This is a genomic window from Thiobacillus sp. (assembly GCF_013693775.1).
Classification (GTDB): Bacteria; Pseudomonadota; Gammaproteobacteria; order Burkholderiales; family Thiobacillaceae; genus Thiobacillus.
Window position 1 is genome coordinate 1,444,158 of record NZ_CP059257.1, and the last position, 24,913, is coordinate 1,469,070.

General features: G+C 67.0%; 19 protein-coding genes. 5 read left to right on the forward strand and 14 right to left on the reverse strand.

Annotated features, from left to right (window positions below; all coding sequences use genetic code 11):
* The first annotated feature begins 158 nt into the window (after positions 1-158).
* From HZY77_RS07200 to HZY77_RS07215, 4 genes are all read left to right on the forward strand, one after another.
* Positions 159-761, forward strand: a complete 603-nt coding sequence (locus HZY77_RS07200; RefSeq protein WP_296820174.1) for a TetR/AcrR family transcriptional regulator — start codon at positions 159-161, stop codon at positions 759-761.
* Between the two features lie 10 nt (positions 762-771).
* A complete protein-coding gene (locus tag HZY77_RS07205; RefSeq protein ID WP_296820176.1) occupies positions 772-2,058 on the forward strand; it encodes an efflux RND transporter periplasmic adaptor subunit in 1,287 nt (428 codons plus the stop codon).
* On the forward strand, positions 2,013-5,162 hold the full coding sequence (locus tag HZY77_RS07210) for an efflux RND transporter permease subunit (RefSeq protein ID WP_296820178.1): 3,150 nt from the start codon (positions 2,013-2,015) through the stop codon (positions 5,160-5,162). Before HZY77_RS07205 ends, HZY77_RS07210 begins: the two co-directional genes overlap by 46 nt.
* Positions 5,155-6,564 (forward strand): efflux transporter outer membrane subunit, encoded by a 1,410-nt coding sequence (locus HZY77_RS07215; protein WP_296820180.1) that lies wholly within the window; start codon positions 5,155-5,157, stop codon positions 6,562-6,564. Before HZY77_RS07210 ends, HZY77_RS07215 begins: the two co-directional genes overlap by 8 nt.
* Before the next feature lie 221 nt (positions 6,565-6,785).
* Here the strand turns inward: HZY77_RS07215 and HZY77_RS07220 are convergent, their stop codons facing one another.
* The gene (locus tag HZY77_RS07220) at positions 6,786-7,877 is read right to left on the reverse strand and encodes an alkene reductase (protein ID WP_296820183.1); all 1,092 of its coding nucleotides are present in this window, start codon (positions 7,875-7,877) and stop codon (positions 6,786-6,788) included.
* 32 nt (positions 7,878-7,909) lie between these two features.
* On the reverse strand, positions 7,910-8,752 hold the full coding sequence (locus HZY77_RS07225) for a class III extradiol ring-cleavage dioxygenase (protein WP_296820185.1): 843 nt from the start codon (positions 8,750-8,752) through the stop codon (positions 7,910-7,912).
* Positions 8,753-8,829: 77 nt separating this feature from the next.
* On the opposite strand from HZY77_RS07225, the gene HZY77_RS07230 reads away from it, so the two are divergent.
* Positions 8,830-9,264: a helix-turn-helix domain-containing protein gene (locus tag HZY77_RS07230; RefSeq protein WP_296820187.1), complete on the forward strand. Its 435-nt coding sequence runs from the start codon at positions 8,830-8,832 to the stop codon at positions 9,262-9,264.
* 123 nt (positions 9,265-9,387) lie between these two features.
* On the opposite strand, the gene HZY77_RS07235 is transcribed toward HZY77_RS07230, so the two are convergent.
* From HZY77_RS07235 to HZY77_RS07290, 12 genes are all read right to left on the reverse strand, one after another.
* Positions 9,388-10,536 (reverse strand): ABC transporter permease, encoded by a 1,149-nt coding sequence (locus tag HZY77_RS07235; protein ID WP_296820189.1) that lies wholly within the window; start codon positions 10,534-10,536, stop codon positions 9,388-9,390.
* On the reverse strand, positions 10,533-11,687 hold the full coding sequence (locus tag HZY77_RS07240) for an ABC transporter permease (protein ID WP_296820191.1): 1,155 nt from the start codon (positions 11,685-11,687) through the stop codon (positions 10,533-10,535). Before HZY77_RS07240 ends, HZY77_RS07235 begins: the two co-directional genes overlap by 4 nt.
* A complete protein-coding gene (locus tag HZY77_RS07245; protein ID WP_296820193.1) occupies positions 11,653-13,644 on the reverse strand; it encodes an ATP-binding cassette domain-containing protein in 1,992 nt (663 codons plus the stop codon). The genes HZY77_RS07240 and HZY77_RS07245 overlap by 35 nt, the downstream gene beginning before the upstream one ends.
* Positions 13,623-14,042 (reverse strand): HlyD family efflux transporter periplasmic adaptor subunit, encoded by a 420-nt coding sequence (locus tag HZY77_RS07250; protein WP_296820194.1) that lies wholly within the window; start codon positions 14,040-14,042, stop codon positions 13,623-13,625. The genes HZY77_RS07245 and HZY77_RS07250 overlap by 22 nt, the downstream gene beginning before the upstream one ends.
* A gap of 54 nt (positions 14,043-14,096) precedes the next feature.
* Complete coding sequence (locus HZY77_RS07255; protein ID WP_296820196.1) at positions 14,097-14,729, reverse strand: biotin/lipoyl-binding protein; 633 nt, start codon at positions 14,727-14,729, stop codon at positions 14,097-14,099.
* 13 nt (positions 14,730-14,742) lie between these two features.
* Positions 14,743-15,618: a TolC family protein gene (locus HZY77_RS07260; protein ID WP_363154494.1), complete on the reverse strand. Its 876-nt coding sequence runs from the start codon at positions 15,616-15,618 to the stop codon at positions 14,743-14,745.
* The gene (locus HZY77_RS07265) at positions 15,552-15,920 is read right to left on the reverse strand and encodes a TolC family protein (RefSeq protein ID WP_296820863.1); all 369 of its coding nucleotides are present in this window, start codon (positions 15,918-15,920) and stop codon (positions 15,552-15,554) included. The genes HZY77_RS07260 and HZY77_RS07265 overlap by 67 nt, the downstream gene beginning before the upstream one ends.
* A 120-nt stretch (positions 15,921-16,040) precedes the next feature.
* Positions 16,041-19,319 carry an efflux RND transporter permease subunit gene (locus HZY77_RS07270; protein WP_296820198.1) on the reverse strand — a complete coding sequence of 1,093 codons (3,279 nt, stop codon included), beginning with the start codon at positions 19,317-19,319 and terminating at the stop codon, positions 16,041-16,043.
* Entirely contained in the window at positions 19,319-20,398 is a 1,080-nt protein-coding gene (locus HZY77_RS07275; RefSeq protein WP_296820201.1) for an efflux RND transporter periplasmic adaptor subunit, read from the reverse strand. Before HZY77_RS07275 ends, HZY77_RS07270 begins: the two co-directional genes overlap by 1 nt.
* Positions 20,328-23,192 (reverse strand): glycosyltransferase, encoded by a 2,865-nt coding sequence (locus HZY77_RS07280; protein WP_296820203.1) that lies wholly within the window; start codon positions 23,190-23,192, stop codon positions 20,328-20,330. The genes HZY77_RS07275 and HZY77_RS07280 overlap by 71 nt, the downstream gene beginning before the upstream one ends.
* A gap of 2 nt (positions 23,193-23,194) precedes the next feature.
* Positions 23,195-23,869 carry a hypothetical protein gene (locus HZY77_RS07285; protein WP_296820206.1) on the reverse strand — a complete coding sequence of 225 codons (675 nt, stop codon included), beginning with the start codon at positions 23,867-23,869 and terminating at the stop codon, positions 23,195-23,197.
* Between the two features lie 95 nt (positions 23,870-23,964).
* A complete protein-coding gene (locus HZY77_RS07290) occupies positions 23,965-24,912 on the reverse strand; it encodes a patatin-like phospholipase family protein (protein WP_076600375.1) in 948 nt (315 codons plus the stop codon).
* Position 24,913: the final 1 nt, after the last annotated feature.

Consider the following 24,913-nt stretch of genomic DNA (forward strand, 5'->3'; position numbering starts at 1 on the left):
TTTATTGGCTGCGGCCCACTCTTGACCGGCACCCATACATACCACACATACATTTACGTATGTATAATAGTATACATTGTCGATCACGAATCCAGTTAGCATTTCCGCCGCATATTTGACACTCGATACAGATCTATTCCGTAAAACCGCCCTCAATCATGAGCAACGACACCCACGAACGCATTCTCGAAGCCGCCGTCCAGGCGTTCGCGGAGGACGGCTACCGAATCTCCGTCGACGACATCGCACGCCGTGCCGGCGTCGCCAAGCAGACGCTTTATCACCATTTTTCCGGCAAAGATGAGCTGTTCGCCGAGGCCATCAAGCAGATGGCCGGCGAAATTCTCGTCTCGCTCGACCTCAGGGACGACGACCTGCGCCAGTCGCTGCTGCGCTTCGCCGAAGTGTTCCGCGAGAAGCTCCTCGGCGATCATGGCAGTGCCTTTCATCGCATGCTGATTGCCGAGGCGGGCCGCATGCCGCAGCTGATCCCAGCGGTTTACGCCGCGGGAACCGAGGAGACGCGGCGGATTCTNCCAACAAGCCAACAAGTGATCCGCGATGCAATGTCCGCCGGCCGGCTGCGCGAGGACGACCCTGCCTTCGCCACCGACATGCTGCTGAGCATGCTCACCGGTATGGAGCGCACCCGTCGCCTGCTCGCCGCCCGCAACCCCGAAGACGATGCGCCGGACCGTGCGGCCCGCATCGTCGATTGTTTCCTGCGGGCCTTTGCGCCCACCCCTGACACGCTTGATTGAGGACTTGCCAATGATCCCCCGCCTTCCGCGCCCCCGACTCCTCGCCGCCTTGATGATGGCCGCACTGGCCGCGGCCTGCGGCGACGACGCCAAGAACGCCGCCGCTCCCAAGGGTCAGGCCGGCGGCGCTCCTCCGCCACCGGAAGTGGCGGTAATGGCCGTCAGCTACGGCGATGCTACGCTCACGCAGGACCTGCCGGGCCGCCTGCAAGCCTGGCGCACGGCTCAGGTCCGTGCGCGGGTCGAAGGCATCGTCGAAAAACGCGAATTCACCGAGGGCTCTGACGTGCAGGCCGGGCAGGTGCTGTACCGCATCGACCCGCGCACCTACCAGACCGCGTTCGATGCCGCCAAGGCCGATGTTGCGGCAGCCAGGCTGCTGGTCGATCGCTACAAGCCGCTGCTGGAGATCAAGGCCGTCAGCCAGCAAGATTTCGACACGGCTTCGGCCCGACTGAAGCAGGCCGAAGCCGCCCTCGCCCGGGCGCAACTCGACCTGGAGAACACCCGGGTACCGGCGCCGATCGCCGGGCGCATCGGCCGCTCCCAGGTCACCGAAGGCGCGCTGGTCGGCCGCGGCGAAGCGACGCCGCTCGCCACCATCGAACAGATCGATCCCATCTACGCCAACTTCACGCGGCCGGGTGCGGAACTCGCCGCCCTGCGCGACGCCGTCAAGAGCGGCCAATGGAAGGAAGCCGAGCGCGACAGGGTGGAACTGGTGCTGGAAAACGGCACCGTCTATCCCCTGCCCGGCAAGCTACTCTTCTCCGACCTGGCCGTCGACCCGAACACTGGCGCGGTGTCGCTGCGGGCACGATTCCCGAACCCGAAGAAAGAACTTCTGCCGGGGATGTTCGTGCGCGTGCGCTTCGCGCAGGCCACGGCCGAGCGCGTCTTCCGTATTCCCCAGCGCGCCATCCAGATGAGCCCAGCGGGTCCGGCGGTGCTGATCGTCGACAAGGAGGGAAAGGTTCAACCGCGCCCGGTCACGACGGGCGGCATGAGCGGCAACGCGTGGATCGTCACCGATGGCCTGACCGAAGGCGACCAGGTGATCATCGAGGGCCACATGAAGGCGCGCCCCGATAGCACGGTAAAGCCGGTGCCATGGAGAGCCATGCCCGCCGGGGCCGGCGTGAAGGCACCCACCGCCTCCGCCACGCCCGCAGCAGCTGCCGATACCTCCGCGAAGCGCCGCGACGCGGCCACCGAAGCGCCCAAACCAACGCACTCCGGGGGAAATAAGCCGTGTTCGCCAAATTCTTCATCGACCGCCCGGTTTTCGCCTGGGTAATCGCCATTGTCATCCTGCTCGCGGGCGTCCTGGCCGTGCGGCAATTGCCGGTTGCGCAGTATCCCGAAGTGGCGCCGCCGGCGCTGGCCATCACGGCCAACTACCCCGGCGCGTCCGCCAAGGTGATGGAAGACACCGTGGTCGCCCTGATCGAACAGGAGATGAACGGCATCGAGAACCTGCTCTACATGGACTCCGCCTCCGAGCAGGGCGTCGGCACGATCAACCTCACCTTCCGCACCGGCACCAACCTCGACATCGCCTCGGTCGAGGCGCAGAACCGCATCAAGCGCGTCGAAGCCCGCCTCCCCGACGACGTCCGGCGCCTGGGCGTGACCGTCACCAAGACCCGGCGCAACTACCTGCTGATCTTTGCGCTCTATTCGCCCGACGAGAGCCTGAAGCGCGTCGATCTGGCGAGCTACGCGGCCGCGAACGTGCTCGATCCGATCCGCCGCGTTCCCGGTATCGGCGAAGCCCAGTTGTTCGGCTCGGAATACTCGATGCGCCTATGGGTGCACCCGGAGAAGCTCGACGGCCTCAAGCTCACGCCCGGCGACGTCATCCAGGCGGTCAGGAGCCAGAACGTGCAGCTGGCGGTCGGCGAGGTGAATCAGCCGCCGGCCAAGCAGGGCATGGAGTTTGCCGCGTCCATCGTCACGCGCGGCCGGCTGAGCACGGCCGAGGAGTTCGGCGACATCATCGTGCGCGCGCAGGCCGACGGTTCGACGGTTCGGGTCAAGGACGTGGCCGAGGTGGAGTTGGGCGCGCAGGACTACGCCATCAACGCCCGCCTGGACGGCAAGCCGACCGCCGCCATCGGCATCAAGCTGCAGCCGGGCGCGAACGCGCTGGACACGGCGGTCGCCGCGCGCGCCAAGATGGAGGAACTGGCCCGCTACTTCCCGAAGGGCATCGCCTGGGACGTGCCTTACGACACCACGCCGTTCATCGACATTTCAATCAAGGAAGTCGTGAAGACGCTGCTCGAGGCGCTTCTTCTCGTCTTCATCGTGATGTACCTGTTCCTCGAGAACTTCCGCGCCACGCTGATCCCGACCATCGTCGTGCCGGTTTCGCTGGTCGGCGCGGCAGTCGGCCTCTACGTGATGGGCTACTCAATCAACGTGCTGACGCTCTTTGCCATGGTGCTCGCCATCGGCATTGTCGTGGACGACGCGATCGTGGTGGTGGAGAACGTCGAGCGCATCATGACGACCGAGGGCCTATCGCCGCGACAGGCGACGCGCAAGGCGATGGATCAGATCGTCAATGCCATCATCGGCATCACCCTGGTGCTGTCGGCGGTGTTCGTGCCGATGGCCTTCTTCCCGGGTTCGGTCGGCGCCATCTACCGGCAGTTTGCGGTGACGCTGGTGCTGACCATGCTGTTCTCCGCGCTGATGGCGCTGACGCTGACGCCGGCGCTGTGCGCGACTATGCTCAAGCACGAGGCCGGCAAGGGCGACGTGCTGCCCTCCACTGGCTTCTTCGGCTGGTTCAACCGGGTCTTCGCGGCCACCACCCGTGGCTACGTCGCCACGGTGCGCCGCATGCTCGGTCGCCCAGGCCGTTGGCTGGCCGTCTATGGCGTCATTCTCGTCGCGGCCGGCTGGATGTTCGCGAAACTCCCCGGCGGCTTCCTTCCGGAAGAGGATCAAGGCTACTTCATCAGCATGGTCCAGCTCCCGCCCGGCGCCAATCAGGAGCGCACCGAGGCGGTGATCTCCGAGGCGGAGCAGTTCTTCCTCAAGCAGCCGGAAGTCGAACACACCATCGGCATTGTCGGCTTCTCGTTCATGGGGCGCGGTCAGAACACGGGCCTGATCTTCGTGCGCCTCAAGGACTGGAGCGAGCGCAGCGGCCCGGACAGCGCTGCCCAGGCGCTGGTGCGCAAGGCCAATATGGCGCTGTTTGGCCTGAAGCAGGCGATGATCTTCTCGATCAGCCCGCCCTCCATCCCCGAGCTGGCTGCCGTCGGCGGCTTCGACTTCCGCCTGCAGGACCGCGGCGGTCTTGGCCGCGAGAAGCTCAACGAAGCCAAGGAGCTGGCGATGCAGCTGGCGGGCAGCCACCCGGCGCTGACCGGCATGCGCCTCGAAGGCCANGCCCCCGGACCGCAGTTGCTGCTCGACATCGACCGCGAGAAGGCGCAGGCGCTGGGCATCGACATGGCCACGGTCAACGAGACCCTGCAGTCGCTGTTCGGCGTCGCCTACATCAATGACTTCGAGCGCCAGGGCCGCATCCTGCGCGTACAGATGCAGGCGGCCGCCGAGACGCGCACGCGCCCCGAGGAACTGCTGACGGTGCCGGTGCGCAACAGGCAGGGCTCCATGGTGCAGCTGTCGGAAATCGTGAAGCCGCGCTGGATCGTCGGCCCGCCCAAGCTCGACCGCTACAACGGCGTTCCCGCGCTCAAGCTCTCCGGCGGCCCGGCACCCGGCAAAAGCACCGGCGAAGCGATGGCGGCGATGGCCGAGGTCGCCGGTCAGATGCCGGCCGGCATCGGCTACGAATGGTCGGGCACCTCGTTCGAGGAAAGCCTGGCCGGTTCGCAGGCGCCACTGCTGTTCGCGGTCTCGCTGATCGTCGTATTCCTGTGCCTCGCGGCGCTGTATGAGAGTTGGTCGATCCCTTTCTCGGTGATCCTCGTCGTGCCGCTCGGCGTCCTCGGCGCCCTGCTCGCCGTGCATCTGCGCGGACTGCCGAACGACGTCTATTTCAAGGTCGGCCTGATCGCTATCATCGGCCTGTCGTCGAAGAACGCCATCTTGATCATCGAGTTCGCCCGCGAACTCAAGGAACAGGGCATGAGCACCATCGATGCGGCAATCGAGGCCTGCCGCCTGCGCTTCCGGCCGATCCTGATGACCTCGCTCGCCTTCATCGTCGGCGTCCTGCCGCTGGCCATCTCGACCGGTGCCGGCGCGCAGAGCCGCCACGCCATCGGCACAGGCGTCATGGGCGGGATGATCGCCGCCACGGCGCTTGCGGTTTTCCTCGTGCCGGTCTTCTTCCTCGTCGTGCAGCGTCTCTTCCCGGGCCATGCACGCCACCATCACGACGACGCTCCCGAAGACAAGGATGCGCATCATGCCTAAGCACCTTCCCCTGACGCTGGCCTTGGCGACCTCCCTGCTGGGCGGTTGCTCGTTCATGCCCGACTACTTCCGTCCGACCGCGCCGATCCCGGCGCAGTGGCCGGAAACCGCGCGCGCCGAGGGCGCCCGCCTCGCCGAAAAGCTCGACTGGCAGGACTACTTCCCGGACGAGCGACTGCAAACGCTGATTGCCGCTGCGCTGGAGCACAACCGCGACATGCGCATCGCCGTCGCCCGTGTCGACGAGGCCCGAGCCCTATACGGCATCCAGCGAGCGGACCGCCTGCCCACGATCAATGCCAGCGCCAGCGAAAACGCCTCGCGCTCCCCGGGCGACCTGCTTCCGGGGGATTCGACCGTTTCCCGCCGCTACGACGTCAACCTCGGCATGCTCGCCTTCGAGCTCGACTTCTGGGGGCGCGTGGCCAGCCTCAGCGAGGCCGCACGGGCGTCGTACCTGGCCACCGAAGAAGCGCAGCACGCCTTCCGCCTGTCGCTGATCGCCAGCGTCGCGGACGGCTACCTGAGCCTCAAGGAAGCCGAGGAACGCGCCGCCCTCGCGCGGCAGACCCTCGATGCGCGCGCGGAAACGCTGCGCCTCGTCGCCAAGCGCCGCGAGGTCGGCCTCGCTGGCGACCTCGATTACCTGCAGGCCGACGGCGCCTTCCAGTCGGCGCGTGCCGAACTGGCCAGCCTCGAACGGCAGCGCGCCGTGGCGCAGAACTTCCTGCAGGCGCTGGTCGGCACCGACCGATCCGACTGGCCGAAGGGCCGCAGCCTGACCGACCAGGGCATCGTGCCGGATCTGGCGGCCGGTCTGCCCTCCGAAATCCTGACCCGCCGCCCGGACGTCCTCGCCGCCGAGCAACGGCTGATGGCTGCCAACGCCAATATCGGCGCGGCCCGCGCCGCGTTCCTGCCACGCATCTCGCTGACCGCCGCTGCCGGCACCGCCAGCCGCGCGCTCTCCGGCCTGTTCGAGGGCGGCAGCGGCGCCTGGAGCTTCCAGCCGACGATCTCGCTGCCGCTCTTCGACTTCGGTCGGACCTCGGCCAACCTCGACCTTGCCAGTGCGCGCAAGGTGATCGCCGTGGCCGAATACGAGAACGCAATCCAGCAGGCCTTCCGCGAAGTCGCCGACCTGCTCGCGGCACGCGAGAAACTCGCGGAACAGCTGGCGGCGCAGGAAGCCTTCGAAGAAACGCAGCGCCAGCGCCTCGTGCTCGCCGAAGCGCGCTACAGCAACGGCATCGCCAGCTTCCTCGAAGTGCTCGATGCGCAGCGGGAAGAGTTTTCCGCACGGCAGGGCGTCATCCAGACGCGCCGCAACCTGTTGTCGGTTGCCGCACAGCTCTACAAGGCTCTCGGTGGGGGCACCCAACTGGAAGCAGCCAAGTCATGACCTGCCCTGGCCGGTAGCGCGCTCCGATCACGCTGCGCCAGCATTCCCGCCGAGCTCGCCGGCATGACGCATTTTCCGCTCGAAAGGCCGATGCGCTCACAACGCTGCCGGATAAGCTGCTGGCAGGGTTGCGTGAACAATCGCTGGCCGCGCTGCTTGCCGAATGACTGATCGCCCGGAGGTCGCCCGAGGCGACCGCCGGAGGGTGCGTCGAGAATGGCTCATACCGAATAGGTGGGATAGTCCGTATAGCCTTTTTCGCTGGGCGTATAAAAAGTGCCCATGTCCGGCTCGTTAAGCGGCAGGTTGTCGCGCCAGCGCCGGGGCAGATCCGGATTGGCCANAAAGGCGCGGCCCACCGCAATCAGATCCGCCTTGCCGGCATCGAGATCAGCCTGGGCGCGCCGGGGATCGTAGCCACCGGCCAGGATGGTCGGACCCCGGAAAGCCTCGCGCAGGGCATCCTTGATGCGCTCCGGCACCTCCGGCGCGCCCATGGCCGAGTGATCCACGATATGCAGGTAGGCGAGTCCGAGCTTGCCGAGCTGCTCGGCGAGATACGTGTAGTCCGCGTCCATCTCGGGATAAGGCGGCATGTCGTTGAACACCCCGTAGGGCGAGAGGCGGATGCCGACCCTTGAGGCGCCGATGGCTTCGGCCGCGGCCCTGGCGACCTCCAGCACGAAGCGGGCGCGGTTTTCGATGGACCCGCCATAGGCATCCGTGCGCCGGTTGGAGGTGGGGCGAATGAACTGTTCCAGCAGATAGCCATTGGCCGCGTGCAGCTCGATCCCATCGAAACCTGCCGCCATCGCGTNTTTCGCTGCGTGAACGAACTCCTCGCGGGTATCGGCGATCTCATCGAGACTCATCTTAGNGGGCACAGGATGCGGTTGCGGGCCGGCGCTGTCGGTGTAGATTTCTCCGGCGGCGGCGATTGCCGAAGGCGCCATCAACCGCGCACCGTCCGGCAGGTTGTTCGGATGGCCGATGCGTCCGGTATGCATGAGCTGAGCAAAGATTTTCCCGCCCTTCGCATGCACCGCGTCGGTGACGGCCTTCCAGCCCTGCACCTGTGCGTCGGAGAACAGGCCGGGGATGCGCGGATACCCCAGGCCGTTGGGCGAAGGGCTCGTGCCCTCGGTGATGATCAGGCCGGCCGAAGCGCGCTGGGCGTAGTATTCGGCCATCAGGGCGTTGGGGAGGTTGCCAATGGCGCGGTTGCGCGTCATCGGCGCCATCACGATGCGGTTCTGCAACTGATGGCCCGCAACCGTTGCCCGTGAGAATAAATCCCGATCATCACGACTCATGCTTTTACTCTCCTTTTGATGTTGATTTTGGATCATCCGAATTGGAAGGCGCTTTCCACCGCGCCCATGACGTGATCTTCCAGGGTCTTTCGTCCCCGATCCTCGCCCGCTGCGCCGGCCGCCACATGCAAGGGCAACAAATGCTCTTCGCGCGGGTGGGCATGGCGCGCGCCGCGGGCGCTCGCCCAGGCGATCAGGCGGCGGTTGCGCTCCCGAGGATCGGGGTGAGTCGCGGCCTCGCTCAGCCAGGCATCGAAATCCAGCCCCGTCACGCCCGGCACGCGCCCGGACATACCCGCCATCAGCGCCGGCATGTTGTGGAAGCTGTTGCCCGAACCGATGATGAGCACCCNCTCATCCCGCAGCGGTGCCAGAGCCCGGCCCGCGGCCAGATGCGCCTCGGGACCGAGACCGGCCTTGAGCGACATCTGAACGCAGGGAATGGCCGCCTCGGGAAAGGCGATCTTCAGCGGCACGAACACCCCATGGTCGAAACCGCGGTGCCCGTCGAAGGCGGTTCCGATACCTGCGGCCGCAAGCAGATCAGCCGCCCGTTCGGCAAGCGCTGGCGCCCNCGGCGCGGGCCAGGTGAGCCGGTAGGTATGCGACGGAAAGCCGTAATAGTCGTACAGCAGTCCAGGCGCCGGGTGGGTCTGGAAGGTGAATACCGGCGCCTCCCAGTGGGCCGAGATCGCCAGCAGCGCCTTCGGCGGCTCCGGCAGGTCCTGCGGCAGCCGTTCGAGGAAAGCGCGTTGGCGATCCCAGGCATCGGGCGGCTTCCAGTCCATGAAGAAGCAGGGCCCGCCGCCGTGGGNGATGAAAAGCGCGGGTTGGCGCACGGCTTCAGCCCGGCGGGCGTCGCGAAAATCGGCCATGGAACTCCCTTGTGGTTACTCCTGATTACCTGATGCATAATAAGAACCTGCATTTGACCGCACAAGGAGGCACGTTCATGTCACATGGTTACCGAGAAGAAACCGCCCGTATCTCAGAGGACTTGCACGCCCCGTTGCCTGCCCATGGCGGGAGCTGCCCGGTGCGCGACGTGCTCGACCGGTTGGGGGACAAATGGTCAGTGCTGATCTTCGTCACCCTTGCCCACGGCCCGATGCGCTTCAACGCGCTCGCGCGCGCCGTGCCGGACATCTCGCGCCGCATGCTCGCGGAAACCCTGCGCCATCTCGAACGTGACGGCCTGATCTGGCGCGAGGTNCACCCCACCACGCCGCCGGCGGTCAGCTACGGCCTGACCGCAGTCGGCGCCTCCCTCATGCCCCCGCTCGCCGCCCTCATCGCCTGGGCCGAAGAAAACCAGCCAAAGATCGCCGCCGCCCGCGCCGCCTTCGGGGCGCGAGCCGTAACGGAAGACCCCGAACACCTCGGGTAGATGAAACTTCGCCCCCAGTCCGTTCCCCTTTCTCCGTCCGGCGATCTCGCCTTGACCGGCACATCAAGAAGCAGGACAAGCTTGCACGGACGATCCAGGCACCCGGCTCGCGCCATGGCCTAGCTAGCCGAACTGCCGCCTGAACCTGCGCACGCCGAAGACGAAGATTCCGCCACCCAGCAGTGTCAGGCCCAGCAGCGAATCCCACAGCACCTCGAGCCCCGCGCCCTTGAGCAGGATGCCGTAGCCCATCTCGATGAAGTAGTAGAGCGGCGACAGGTACATCGCCTCGCGCAGTCCGGCGGGCATGGCCTCGGGCGGGGTCCAGGCGCCGGACAGGAAGATCATGGGCATGAGGATGAAGATTTCCAGCATCGCCGCCTGAGCCAGGTTGCGGCTCAGGGTGGCGATGTAGAGACCGAGCCCGGAGGTGGCGACGGTGTAAAGGGTGGTCACGGCGAAGAACAGCGACAGGCTGCCCTTGATGGGCACGTGAAAGATCGGCACCAGCACCCCGAACAGGGATACCGCGGTGCCCGCGAGGATCACCAGGGTCATGGCGATCACCTTGGGCAGCAGGATCTGCACCGGCGTAAGCGGCGAGACCAGCAGTTGCTCGATGGTGCCTCGTTCCTTCTCGCGCACCGCGGCGGCCGCCGGCAGCATGATGGCGAGGATGGTGATGACCACCAGCAGTTCCGCGATGGGGATGAACCACTGGTCGTTCTGGTTCGGGTTGTACCAGACGCGGTGCCGGTCCTCGATCATGGGGACATGGCCCAGGCTTTGCTCGCTCACCCCCAGGCGATCGAGTGCCGCCTCGAAGCCGTAGCGGCCGATGATCTGCGCGCCGTAGTTGGCGGCCAGCGTGCCGAGCACGGTGTTGCTGGTGTCCACCAGCACCTGCACGTCGGTGGGGTGGCCGCGCAGCAGGTCGCGCTGGAAGTAAGGGGNGATGTCGAGCACCACCAGCGCCTGTCCCTGATCCAGCAGTGCGAGCCCCTCGCGGCTGTCCTGAATCTCTCCTCCCAGCCGGAAATAAGGCGGGCGGAAGCGGTAGATCAGCTCGCGGGAGGCGGCGCTGTGGTCGGCATCGTGCACCACCACGGTGGCATGGTTGAGTTCCAGGCGCACGTTGCGGGTCAGGTAGATGTCGGCGGTGAACAGGAAGGCGATGGCGAACACCAGGAAGCCGTCGCGGGAGAGCTGCAGCAGCTCCTTGACCGTCATCGCGGCCAGCCGCGACCACCAGAGTGTCAACCGTGCGTTCATGCGCGCGGCCGCTTGTGAAAGAACTGGAAGCTGATGAGCCACAGCCCCACCGCGTAGAAGACCAGCGCCAGCACCCGGTCCCAGAGCTGTTCCAGGCNCGCCCCCTTGAGGAAGCTGCCCAGGGCGATGTCGGTGAAGTACATGGCGGGAAACAGGTGCGCCTCGAACTGCCCCTGCGGCGTCATGGAGGCGATGGGCACCAGCAGGCCGGAGTATAGGACCGAGGGAATGATGGTCAGGATCACGGTCAGCAGCATCGCCGCCACCTGGGTGCGCACGATGAGCGAGGCGAGCAGGCCGATGCCCGTGGTGCAGGTGACGTAGATCGCCGAGGCGAAGAAGAAGAACAGCGGATCGCCCTTGAACGGCGCGCCGAACAGTCCGGTGGCGAGCGCCCACAGAATGAGGCTGTTGACGATGGAGATCCCCACGTAGGGCAGCAGCTTGCCGGCCAGGAATTCGCCGCGGCTGACGGTGGAGGCGTAGATGTTGTAGATGGAGCCGTTCTCTTTCTCGCGCACCACCCCCAGAGCGGTGAGGAAGGGCGGCGCCACCATCAGCACGAGCATCATCAGTGCCGTGGCGATCGACCAGGTGCTTTTGAGCTCCTGGTTGTAGAGGTAGCGCAGCTGCACCCCGACCGGCTGGGCGAGCGCCGCCGCCCGCTCCGGCGCGACGCCGAACCGGCGGCTGATATAGGCGGCCAGCAGTTCGCCGTTGAAGGCCGCGTTGATGGCGATGACGTAGCCCTTGCTGGTCGAGGCGCGAAACGGGAAGGTGCCGTCGATCAGGCTCTGCACCGCCGCGTGCCGCCCCGCCATGAGGTTCTCCTCGAATTTCGGCGGAACCACGATGGCGAAACGGATGCGGCTGTCGGCCAGCAGGGGACCGAGCTCGCGTTCGCTCTTCACATGGCCCCGGTAGTCGAAGTAGCGCGAGTCGATGTAGCGGTGGATGTAGTCGCGCGAGAGGGCGCTCCTGTCATGGTCCACCACCGCGAACGGGATATGCTCCACGTCGAGCGACAGGCCATAGCCGAAGATCAGCATCAGCGCAGCGGGCACCACGAAAGCCAGCGCGAGAAACAGGCGGTCGCGCACGATCTCGCGCCACTCCTTATGGGCGAGCGCCGCGATCCGCGAGAGGTTCATGGCCGCCGCTCCTTTTTTCCAACGCCGTGATCCGGTAGACGAACACATCCTCCAGGGAGGGCACGCGCGGCGTGACGCCGGCAAGCCCGATGCCGCCGCCGGCGAGGATGGCCTGAATCTCGCGCGTCGCGGTGTGCGCATCGCGGGCGAGCAGATGGATGTGTCTGCCGAACAGCGCCACGCCCGCGAAGCCGGCCTGCGCGAGCAGCGCCATGGCGGCCAGCGGCCGGTCGGTGGCGACCTCCAGCAGCTCGCCGGCCTCCTCGCGCAGGGCCTGCTTCAGCGCCGCAGGCGGGGCGTCGGCGACGATCCGCCCGGCGTGCATCAGGGCCAGGCGGTCGCAATGCTCGGCCTCGCTCATGTAGTGGGTGGTGATGAGGATGGCGACCTGCTCCACGCGGGCGAGATGCACGAGGATGTCCCAGAAGCGGCGCCGGCCGATCGGGTCCACGCCCGAGGTGGGCTCGTCCAGGAACAGGATGCGCGGCCGATGCACCAGGGCGCAGGCGAGCGCCAGGCGCTGGCGGATGCCCAGCGGCAGGCGGCCCGCCAGCTGCCGCTCGCGGCCCGTAAGCCCGGTCAGCTCCGCCACCTGTTCGATGCGCTCGCCAGCCGCGTGCCGCGCTACGCCGTAGATGCGGGCATAGAGGCGCAGGTTCTCCAGCACGCTCAGGTCCTGATACAGGGAAAACGCCTGGGAGGTGTAGCCGATGCGCGCCTTGATCGCCTGCGCGGCAAAGTGCATGTCGGCCCCGGCCACCCGCCCCTCGCCATCGCTGGGCGGCAGAATGCCGGTGAGCATCTTGATCAGCGTGGTCTTGCCGGCACCGTTGGCGCCCACCAGACCGAAGATATCGCCCTGATGGACGGTGAAGCTCGCGCGATCCACGGCACGGAAGCCGTCGAAATCCCGCGTCAGATCCTTGGCGAGGATGGCGACATCGTCGCCAGGCGGATCGCCGTCGCCGGCCCGGGGTTTGGCAACGACCCTCTCCTCGACCAGCCGCTGCCGGCGCAGGAGGGCGACGAAGGCGTCCTCGAGATCGGGCGTGGTGGCGTGCAGGTCCCGCAGAGACAGTCCCTTGAGGAGCCCGGCTACCGTGCCGACGGCGGCTTCGGGCGCCGCGTCGTCCACGAACACCCGCAGCCGCGGCCCCACCGACTCCGCCTGCGCAAGGCTGGCCTGGATGCGGTCCAGCGCCTCCACCTGCGGCTCGGCCTCGAGTTCCACCACGCTGCCCGGCGTCCGGGCCCGGATCGCATCGGGTTCGCCGCTCGCAAGCACGCGCCCGCCGTGCATCAGGGACAGGCGGTGGAAGCGCTCGGCCTCGTCCAGATAGGCGGTGGAGATCAGGGCGGTGATGCCTTTCTCGCGCAACAGCTCGGCGAGGATGGCCCAGAAATCCCGGCGCGAGACCGGATCGACACCGGTGGTGGGCTCGTCCAGGACGATGAGCTCCGGCTCGTGGATCAGGGTGCAGACGAGGCCGAGCTTCTGCTTCATGCCGCCGGAGAGGTGTTTCATCGGCCGGCCGGTGAAGCGGTCGAGCCGCGTCATGGCCAGGAGCTTCGCCTTGCGCGCGGCAATCTCTGCGGCCGGCACGCCGCGCAGGCGGGCGAAAAAGTCGATGTTTTCTTCCACCGACAGCTCGGGATAGAGGTTGAGGCCCAGGCCTTGGGGCATGAAGCCGAGCCGGCCCTTCACCCGCTCGGCCGCCGCCTCCGAATCGATGCGGGTGCCGAACATTTCGATCGAGCCCTCCTCGAAGGCGAGCACCCCGGCGACGGCCTTCATGAGGCTGGACTTGCCGGCGCCGTCCGGCCCGATGAGGCCGTAGAGCTCGCCGCGCCGCACCTCGAGATCGACCCCGGCGACCGCCGCCTGCCGGCGATAGCGCTTGCCGAAACCCTGCACCCGGACGGCCGGCGCGGGCGTTAGCGGCGCGGCTTCGCCCATGGGGTGTCCTCGCGCCAACGGATGATGGCATCGGCCGGCAGCCCCGGCGTGAGGCGGTGCTCCGGGTTTACATCCAGATACAGCTTGACCGCATAGACCAGCTTGACCCGCTCGTCCGGTGTTTGCACCTCCTTCGGCGTGAACTCCGCCCGCGCGGCGATGTAGCGCACCGTGGCGGGGAACGGCCGGTCGGGGAAGGCGTCGGTGTACACCCGCGCCGGCAGCCCCAGGCGCACCTTGCCGATGTCCTTCTCCGGCACATAGGCCTTGAGATAGAGGCGGTCGAGATCGACGATGTCGAAAAGCGGCGCACCCGCGCCGACCACCTCGCCCGCATTCACCAGACGCTGGGTGATGATGCCGTCGGCAGGCGCGACAATGGCGAGATCGGCGAGCACGCTCGGCCTCTTTCAGCGCGGCCCGCGCCTGATCGAGCTGGGCGGCCAGGGCCTTCACTTCATCCTTTCTGGCGCCCAGCCGTTCATCGCCCAGACGCGCCTGGGCGAGCTGCCTTCCGCCACGCGCACGGCCTCTTCGGCCGAGCGCGCCTGGTTGGCCGCGACCTCGGCGGCGAGCGCCATCTGCTCGTAACGGTGCCGATCCACCGTTCCCGCCTCGGCCAGCCGGCGGAAGCGTTCGGCATCCCGCGCCGCCTGCTCCGCGCTGGAGTGGGCCGAGGCGAGCTGCGCGCGGGCATGGGCGAGGTTGGCCTCGGCGGTCTGGATCGCCAGGGGCAGGTCCTTGCGCGCGACTGCGAGCGCCGTCTGCGCCGCCCGCCATTGCGCCTCCATGGCGCTTGCCGCCTGGCGGGCCTGATCGAGCCTGGCGCGGACCTGGGCATCGTCCAGGCGGGCGAGCACCTTGCCCTTCTGCGTGCTATCCCCTTCGCGGGCAGGGAGATCAGCCACCTTACCCGGCATCTTTCCGGCGACGGCATAGTGATCGCCCTCGATACGGCCGTTGGCTTGGATCAGTCCATCAGGCAGCGGCGGCGTGCGCAGCCAGAACCACCAACCCGCGACGGCGAGCAGGGCCAGCACGGTCAATCCGGAAACGAGCCCAACGAACGGGATGTTCTTCTTCACGCTGGCTCCCTCTCTAAAGATCGCCCACGGCACGCTTCAGTCGCAGTCCAGCCAGCGCGGCGTCATAGTGCGCGGCGGCGTGATTGGCCTCGCTGTTGACGCGCAGGGTTTCGGCGTCCAGCACCTCGGTATGGGTGGACAGGCCGTTGGCATAGCGGTCGCGCACCACGCGCAGGTTTTCCTCGGCCTGGTCGATGGCCGAGCGGGTGACCTCGATGCGCTTTCCCGTTTCCTCCACGTCGAGCCAAGTCTGGCGCACCTGCAGGGCGACCACCGAGGCGAGCTCCTCGCGCTGCTCCGTCAACGCTGCCGCCTGGCGCTCGACCGCGCCGGCGCGGTGACCGGCCACACCGCCATCGAACACGTTCCATCGGGCTCCCAGGGTGACCATCCACTGCCCTTCATGCACCTGATAGCGGTTTTGCTGGTAGCCATAGCCGCCGGACAGCGCAATCTGCGGACGATTTTCTCCGCGCACGGCTGCCGCCTGATGGCGTAAGGCCTCGATCTGTCCGGCCAGCGCGGCCAATTCGCTGCGCTGGACGAGCGCCCGCTCGGTCAAGCGCGCCAAGGGTACCCGACCCGCATCGGGGGCCAGTTCATCCAAGCTGACGGCCTGGTCAAGCGGTCGCCCCAGCAGCCGGTTGTAGGCCGCGCGGGCCAGATCCAGGGCATTGGCCGCCTGCAGGGCCTTTTGCCGTGCATCGGCCAGGGCGACCCGCACGGAGAGCAGGTCGCTCCTGGCCACCATGCCCTGCTCGTGCAGGTTTCCCACATCGCGAGCATGGGCCGACAGACTCTCGACATGGCTTTCGGCGACCTTCAGCATCCGGCCGGCGCGCAGCCCGTTGACGTAGGCATCGGCCACGCGCAGCTTGAGGTTCTGCACGTCGGCCGTCTCGCCCAGCCTCGCCGCCTCCAGGCCCGCCGCCGCCGCATCGATGCCGCGCTCGATGCGGCCCCGGTGTAGAGCGGCAGGGTCGCCATGGCCTTGTAGGCGGCGCTGTCTTGCTGGGCCATCGGCAGCTGCAGCGACTGGCCGAGCAGGTCGGCCCTGAACGCCGGCGTCTTGTCGAGGGCGATATAGCCTGCCTCCAAACTCACGCTGGGCAGGCTGCTGGATCGGGCAGCCTCCAGCAGGCTCTCGGCGGCGCCGGTGTTTTCGCGCGCCGCCTTCAGGCCGCGGTCCACGGCCAGGGCGGTGTCCCATGCCTGCGGCAGGGATTCTGCAGCGGCGTTGCCCGCGAGCAGCGCGGCGGCCAGGCCTGCCAGCGGCAGCAGGCCGCGGAGTCTTTGGGTGATGAGCGGAATTCACGTTGTTCCTTCTTTTGTGGCCGCTTCTTTGCGCTGTTTGTGGCGCAGCAGCAGATAGAGCAGCAGGGGCACGACGATCAGGGTGAGCACAGTGGAGACCAGAGTGCCGAAGATCAGCGAGATGGCCAGGCCGCCGAACACCGGGTCGGCGAGCATCACGGCGCTGCCCAGGACGATGGCCAGCGCCGTCAGCAGGATGGGACGCAGGCGCACCGCACCGGCTTCGAGGATGGCTTCGCGCAGGTCCATGCCCTGGCGCCGGTAGTCGAGCACGAAGTCGATGATGAGCAGCGAGTTGCGCACTACCACGCCGGCCAGGGCGATGATGCCGATCATGGAGGTGGCGTTGAACGGCTGCCCCATGAGCCAGTGTCCCGGAAAGACACCGGCCAGCCCCAGGGGGATCGCCGCCATAGCGACCAGCGGCAGGCTGAAGGACTGGTAATAGGCCACCAGCACCAGGAAGATGAAGGTGATCGCCAGCCCCAAGGCGCCCAGCATGTCGCGGTAGGTATCGAGCGTCATGCGCAGTTCTCCATCCCAGTGCAGGCGGGGGCCGTCCAGGGTATCCGGCGCCACCGGGTTGAAGCGCAGGTTGCCGGTGGCAAGGCGGCTGCCGCCGGCCAACGCCAGGCCGTCCAGGCGCCGGTCGAGATCGAGCACCGCATAGACGGGGGCGGTGGATTCGAGCTCGCCGCCCACGAAGGTGACGCGCTCGCCATCCTTGTGCAGGATGGGCCGGTCGGCCCGGGCGGGCGCCACCCGCACCAGTTCCGACAACGGCACCCGCTGGCCCTGCCGATTGGTCAGCGACACCCGCGACAGCAGTTCGGGGTCGATCTGGTGGCTGCGCGGGATCTGCAGGCGAATGGGCACGGGGTTCTTCTCGCCTTGAACATGGGCGCGCCCCAGCGTCTCGCCGTCGATCAGGCGGCGCAGCGCGACGGCCGCGTCGGCGACCGTCAGCCCGGAGAGCGCGGCCTTTTCCCGGTCGACGGTCAGGCGGTGTTGGTACACATCCTCGACCTCGGTGTCGGTGACTTCGACCATGTCGTAGGTTCGCCCGAAGGCCGCCTTGACCTGCCCGGAAAGCGCGCGCAGTTGCTGCGGGTCGGTGCCGTAGATTTCGGCCAGCACCGTGGCGCGCACCGGCGGCCCCGGCGGGTCTTCCACCAGTTGCACGGTACTGCCGGGGAAGCGCGCGGCGATGGCCTGCACCGCGGGACGCAGCTCGCGAACGATATCGATTGAGGTCTTGTCGCGCGCCGTTTTGTCCCGGAGGTTGACGCGGATTTCCCNCACATGCGGCCCCTGCTTGCTGCCGGCGCCGCGCAGCAGGCCATTGAAGTCGATCACGCCGGCCTGGCCGATCCAGCTCTGGTAATCGCTCACGTCGGGGTTCTGGCGCAACAGGGCACCAATCTCGCGGGCGAGCCGGTCGGTGGTCTCCACCGGGGCGGTCTCCGCCAGGTCGAGGGTGATGTTGAAGGTGTTCTTGTCGTCCTTGGGCATCATCGCCATCTCGACGCCGAACCAGGCCTGCGGTCCGCTCAAGCCGGCCGGGCGCACGAACTGCCAGATGGGTTGGAACAGGGACAGCGCGATCGCCAGGGCGGCCAGCAGGAAAACGCCCCGCCGTCTGGACGGACTGTCCACCAGGGGCGCCATGAGCGCGTGGTAGAAACGGTGCAGGCGGTCCCGGGTGTCGTGGTCCTCCAGTTCCCGTCCCTCGCCGGGTTTCAGCCAGCGGTTGGCCGCCCAGGGCACCACGGCATAGGCCACCAACAGGGAGGCGGCCATGGCGACGGGGACGTTGAAGGCCACCGGATAAAAGTACTGCCCCGACATGCCGGAGACGACCAGCAGCGAGCCGAACACCAGCATCACCGCCAGCGTCGCCAGGTTGGTGGGGGAACCGATCTCGTTGACCGCCTGCACCGTGGCCCGCGCCTTGTCCTCCTGGCCGAGGCGGGCGTAGCGGCGGTGGATGTTCTCGATGACGACGATCGCGGCATCGACCAACAAGCCGAGCGACAGGATCAGCGCGAACAGGGAGACGCGGTTGATGGTCAGGCTCCCGAAATAGGCCGCGCCCAGGGTGAGCGCCAGAATCAGCGGCACCGTCACGCCCACGATCAGCGCCTCCTTCAGCCCCAGGAAGACGGCGGTCACCAGGAACACGGCCAGCACGGCGATGCCCAGGTGCTCGATCAGGCCGTTGACGGCGGCGTCCGCCTTCTGGCCGTCGTTGCGGGTCACCACGAGCTCGACGTCGGCCGGTACGAATTGCACCCGCATCCGCTCGATGCGGGCGAGCACCTCATCAGCAACGACCACGGCATTGGTGCCGGCCTTCTTGGCCACAGCCAGTGTCACCGCCGGCATCTCCGCCTGCTGCACCTTGCCGAAGCGCGCATCGGCCGGACCGAAGGCCATGCGGCTCAGTTTATCCCGCTCTTCGGGGCCGTCGACGACGCGCGCCACCTCGCCCAGGTAGATGGGGCGGCCGGCGTGGTTGCCGACGATCAGGCGCCCGAGCTCCTCCGCCGAGGCGAGGAAGCCGTCCAGGTACACCTGGCGGTTCTCGCCCTGCTGCACCACCGTGCCCAGGGNGGCGGCGACGTTGCCCGCGCTCAGGAAGGCGCGCACCTGGTCCAGCGTCACGCCAAAGGACTGCAGGCGCTGCGGGTCTAGTTCGATGCGCATCTCCCGGTCGCGGCCACCCTGCACGAAAGTGGTGGATACCGCCTCCAGGCTGCGCAGCCNCTCCAGCATGCGGTCGGCCAGCCGCTTCAGCGCATAGTCGTCATAGCGCTCCGAGGCCAGAGTGACCGTGACGATGGGCACGTCGTCTACGTCCACACTGCGGATGAGCGGCTCCATCGCCCCGAGGGGCAGGCGGTCGCGCTGGCCGAGCACGCGGTCGTAGAGCTTGACCAGGGATTTCTCCTTGTTCTCCCCTACCTTGAACTGCANCATCAGCACGCCCAGCGAGTTCATTGCCGTGGCGTAGGTGTGGTCCACCCCGGNGATCTGCTTGACGATACCCTCCAGTGGCCGGATCACTAGTTCCTCCACCTCTTCGGNGGAGGCGCCGGGCAGGGCCACCCGCACCTCGGCGCCGGGCACCACGATCTGCGGGTTTTCCTCGCGCGGGGTGAGCGCCATTGCCAGCAGGCCCAGCAGCGCACAGGCGAGCATGAACAGCACGGTCAGTTTGGAGGAAACGAATATCTCGGCCAGGCGTCCGGCGCTGTTGAGTCTGCGGTCGGTCATCACGGCGCCTCCGCCGGCATGACGCGGTCGCCGTCGCGCAGGGCGGGCTCGACCGCTGCCACGAAGCGCTCGTCGGCTGCCAGACCGGCGCTCACCTCGACCCGGTCGGGCCATTCGCGGCCGGTGCGCAGCCAGCGGAACAGCGCCCGGCCCTCGCCGTCCAGCACGAAAACGCCGGTGAGCCCGCCGCGCTCGGCCAGCGCCCGCCGCGGCACCACCGGCGAGGGGCTTTNCCCGACCGTGAAGACTGCGCGGCCGAACATCCCCGGCATCAGCCCTACCGTCTCTGGCAGCGCGATCTTGACCTGGTAGCTGCGAGTAACAGGATCGCCGGAGGGAATCACCCGGGTCACCGTGCCTTCCAAGGGCGTGGGCAGGCGGTCAAGGCTGACCACCGCCGGCTTGCCCTCGCCCATGGCGGCGACCTGGCCTTCCGCCACGAAGGTCTCGAACAGCAGGCCACGCCCCGACTCCACGGTCAACAACGGCATGCCGGGCACAGCGAGATCGCCGGCCCGTTTCAGGCGGGCCACCACCGTGCCGGCCACGGGGCTGACGATTTCGGCATAGGCGCGCTGGGCCAGCGCCGTGTCGAGACCGGCGCGCGCCTGGTTCAGGGCCTCGCGGGCGGCGTCAAACTTCAGGCGCACCTTGCGCATCTCGTTTTCCGAGACGCTGCCGCGTTCGAACAGGCGCTCGAATCGCTCGAGGTCAGTCTGCGCATCCCGGAAGGCGGCCTCGGCTGCGCCTTGGGCCGCGCGCGTTTGGCGGATGCCGCCTTCCACGTCCGCGGCATCGAGGCGGGCAAGCACCTGGCCGCGCCGCACCCGTTCACCCTCCTGCANCTTGATCTCGCGGATATAACCGCTCAGCCGCGAGGCGACCTCGACGCGCTGATCGGACACCACCGAGCCGACCGTAGTGTACTCGACCGGTGCACTGGCGCTCGCCGTCATGACCGGAAGATTCCAGGTCTTGGCGTCGATTTGAGTCGGGGCCTCCGGCGCTTTACCGCATCCGGTCAAGAGAGCGTAGAGCGCCAGCGGCGCCATGTGTGTGAGCAGGGTTTTTCTTTTCATGGGGCGGGTTTTTCCGATTGGACTTTAAATGGTGATTAGCAGGACGCGGGCCAGCCATTCTGCGGACGCGGCCTTGTCGGTGCCGCGAGTGTTGCGGCGGCCGGTGCGGAGCGGCCTCGTAGGCAGCGCGCTCCGGCTGGGGCATCCGCATCTGAAACTGTTTGCCGAGCTGATCGGCACCGAATGCCGTTGTGCTGCCGAAAGACAGAAGAGCGCCGGACAGAACGTGCGAGAGCCACATTGAATGGGGGCGTGGTGAAGGCAAGTTACTTCTCTCTTTGCGGAAATACACCTGGGCAACGCGGCGAGCAAACACCACCTTTGNACGCCACCAAACATGCAGCGATGTCCGCACTCTGTCGGTCCACGAAGCGCCCGNGGGCAACAGCTCCCGTCCCAGCACCGACTCGAACGCCCGTAGCTGCGCCAAGTAGACCTGGACGTGACGCAATTCGAAGCGCTGCGGGTCGATCTGCCCGTAGTCTTCCACGAGCCGGTTGAATAGCGCGCGCAGCCGGTCCGCGCGAAGACGGAGCAGACCGTCTTCGGCATGCTCCGTCGCCAGCCGGGCGAGTTCGAGTCCCCGATTGACGAGCGCGTCAAACCCCTTGATGGCAGGGCGACCCTCCAAGCGCCCGATCCGCTGGAACGGAAGTTCCAAGTACACCGCGAGCACACGCCGCAAGTCGGCGAGGATCGCCTCCTCCAGTGCCAGGGGAGGACGCTCGACAAGCGGGATATCCTCGGTTCCCGATGCCGACCGGCAGGCCCGCAAGTCCTCGACATAAAGCCGGGAATCGCTGAAATACCCAGTGACCTGTCGGGTTGTTGCCTGCTCAAGCTCGTCGCGAGACGCGTCGCTGAGCACGCGCGCCATCGAGCGCAATGGCTGCCACATCGAGAGCGGAAAACGGGAAAAGCGATAAGGCGCCTGAGTTCCAGGCAGCAAACGGTAGGCGATCAATTCCTCCTGCAACGACGGGTCTTCTTCGAACCGTGCTCGGATGCCCTCGAACACGTCCAAAGGCATGCTCGGCAGCCCTATCCGGTTGCCGAGGGAGCGGCGGCCATAGCCACCGGCCGCAAGCATCTGCGCCACGACGTCCGCGCAATTGAAATCGCTCCGGTGCCATTGCAGGCTGCCATCCCGGAACGCGCCTTCCTGGCGGCGCGCCTCGGCCACCATCGCGGCGCGGCTTTCGGNGGGAACGCCCCGGACGCGCAAACCGAGCGTCTCGCGGCCGTAGGCCATGCCATAGGTGTTGGTATGAACTTGCGATGGGGACGGACGAGTGACACCGTACAAATAGTCCGCAAGGCTCACGTGCTGGAGAAAATTTGGATCGACGGAAGGGTCCGCGATGTAGTTCGCGCTATAAACGACGCCCTCGATACGGATGGCAAGGTGTCCGAACGGATTTTCGCGGACGATCCGCTCCGGCGTCTGCGAGGTCGCGTAGGAAAGCAGCAACTCGACCTCGGCCGATGACTCGGCGTCGAGTCGTGCGAGCGCTGCGTCGATGCCGAGCACCGGCGCGCCATCTTCGACCCCGTAAGTCGGCAATGGATATACGGGATCCTCTGCGTCGTCCAGTGCGAACCGGGCGATGCTGACGATGTTCGTCCGCTCTCTGTACTGCCGTTGGGCGGTGAGGATTTCTTCCCGTCGGACCGGATCGGAGAGGATTTCCTCGACCAGTCTTCCCGCGTCTTCCGCATTGCCAGCAAAACTGGCCAGCCCTTGGCGCACGAACAGGGCGGCGTTCTCGCGCTCGTGGCCGCTGATGACATCGAGGAGGATGGTCGGCACGCCGATCGTGAACGCTTCCGCCAGCGTCAGTCCTCCCGCCTTGGTGATCAGGACGTCGGCGGCGCCCATGTACGCAGTCATGTCGGATCGTGGCACCAGTCCCACGACCTTCAGTGTTAGCCGCGACGGCAGGCTCCCGCGCAGTTCCTTGAGCCTGGCACGCAGGCTCGCGTTCGCGCCACATGCGGCGATGATCTGCAGGCTGCAGGGAACATGACGCATCACGCTGTAGATGAAGTCGACATAGTCCCNCCGGCCTTCCTTGCCGCCCGCGAGCGTCAGGGTGGGAATGTCCGGCGATAACCCGATACACGCGCGGATGTCCTGGCGAGCGACTGCGGACACCGCCTCGACCTGCACCGGCATCCCGCTGGTGATTACCTTGTCCGGTGGCACGCCTGCCGCCAGCCAGCGCGATTCCAGTTCCGGGTGCGCCAGAAAGGTGCGATCGATCAGCTTGGAGATACGTGGAAAGTAGCCCTCGANAAAGTCCGTATGCAGCCATCCGATTCTTCGATTGGCCAGGAACCCCTNTTCGCGCAGCGTTCNCAGCACCTGGGCAGCGCCGTAGTGGGTCGACAGGATGACGTCCGGCGCCTGTTGGGTCAGGTAGGCGTGAACTTTCCNCTCCGGGTAGTCCGTGGGCAGCATCGACAGCGAGGGAATGCGGTTGCCTCTGGTTTGCATCGCGTCGAACAGGCTCTCGAAGCACTCGGGCAAGTTGCTGGCGACGAACCAGTACAGGCGTTCGTCGACGCGCCGCCAGAGCGGGTGCATGAAGGCGCGAATGTCCTGCAGAACCACCTCGGTGTTCCGGGATTGCCGATGTATCTCCGCCCTTATGGCTTGGGCAGCACTGATGTGCCCGTAGCCGATCGACGAATAGAAAATGACGATCTTCTTCGGTGGCAAGGACGCGTCCATTTTCATTCCCTGCTGGCTTGTCACGCGGGCCGGCTGAGGGTTGGGGCTCATTAAATTCATGATTACTTTTCACTGCCTCCAGCCTCGATGCTGGCAGCGATCCGTTCAGCCAGTTCGAGTGGACGGCCGTTCCCTGTGGCCGTCGCAAGGGTGCGCGCCTCCTGCGTCGCCTGACGGCACAGGTCGCGCGCTGCGCACAGGAGGGCGGTGCGTGCCTCGCAGCGCTCCATGGCATTGGCTTCTTGCAGCAACACGTGGCTCGCCACGAGGGTTTCGCCGTAGCGCCGAGCGACGCCGGCGAGCGGTTCCGGGTAGCCCGCGAGCGCAGCCCCTGTGGCACCGGCCGCCCCGCCCAGCGGCGCCGCCAACCGTTGACGGGTTCGCACCCACTGCGTCGGGTCATCGACGCCATCTCGCGCCAGGCTCAGATTCGCGGCCTCCAATTCCGCGGCACGGTTGACCGCATGAGAAATCAGGGCGAGGACTTGCAGGTCAGCGCAGCGCACCAGCAGGCGGAAGGCCCCGGTGGTCAAGTAGTCGCCCGCCAGCACGGTGGCGGCGTTGCCGAGATGCGCGGATGGGCCGCTCGCCGCATCGACGTGGGCATGCAATTGCTGCAGGCTGAGATGGATCAGGTCCAAGGCCGTGCCGGCATCGATGCCCGCCTGCCCGGAATGAAAGCTGCTGGTCACCAGCGCCCGGATCGGAATCTGCTGGCCTGACAGCAACAGGCGCAAGGCAAGCTGGACGGGGGTGCCTCGCAGGTCAGGGCGCCTGCAATGGCGGCGCGGACGCCCGTCATCACAGCCTCGGGAAGTTCATGGGATGCCTGTCAGTCATCAGTGGGCGCTCCTGCCCAGCGGGCCAATTGCTGCGCCGCGCTGCGGTAGCCGATCTCGATGATTTCCTCGGCGCGGTCGAACTCCATGAAACGCACCGCACCCAGCGGCGGGCGGATGAGGATGTCCGGCTTGTCCTGCCGCAGGCTGGCCTGGGTCATGCGCGCCTGCATGATGTAGATGGAGCTCAGCAGCACATCGAAGATGCCCGGCAGCGGTTCCGGCTCCTTGTGCAGCCAGGCTTCGAACTGGACCAAGCCGGGGTTTGTTCGGAGGCTTGCCAGCAGGCGCGCCATGGCCTGGGTATGGAATGTTCCCTGTGAGTTCGAATCTGGGCGGGATACCCGGCTCGCCACGATGTCGTGGTTGAGGTCGACGGCGATGACCAGGCCTGCGCCCATGGCACGCACCACACTCACCGGCACCGGGTTGACCAGACCGCCGTCGACGAGAATGCGGCCGTTGCTGCGCACCGGCGTGAAGATGCCGGGCACCGAGATGCTGGCGCGCACCGCATCGATCAGGTCGCCCCAGGCGCACACCACCTCCTCGCCGCTCATGATGCAGGTGGCCACGGCGCGGAAGGGGATCGGCAGATCCTCGATGCTTGCGGCCGCCACATGGGCGCGTACAAAGTCCGCGATCTTCTGGCCGTCGATCAGCCCGGAACGGGGGAGAACGGGGTCGAGCATGCCGACGATCTGCCGCCAATCGAAGGCGCGAAAACGGTCGGCCAAGCCCCCGATCTTGCCGGCGGCATATACCGCGCCCACCACCGCGCCTATGCTGGTGCCGGCGACCAGATCGACCTTGATCCCGGCCTCCTCGATGGCACGCAGCACGCCGATGTGCGCCAGCCCGCGCGCTGAACCGCTGCCCAGCGCCAGGCCGACCTTGCGCGCGGGCGGATTGGGAACGGTTTCGGGTGCTGGTTTCGCCATC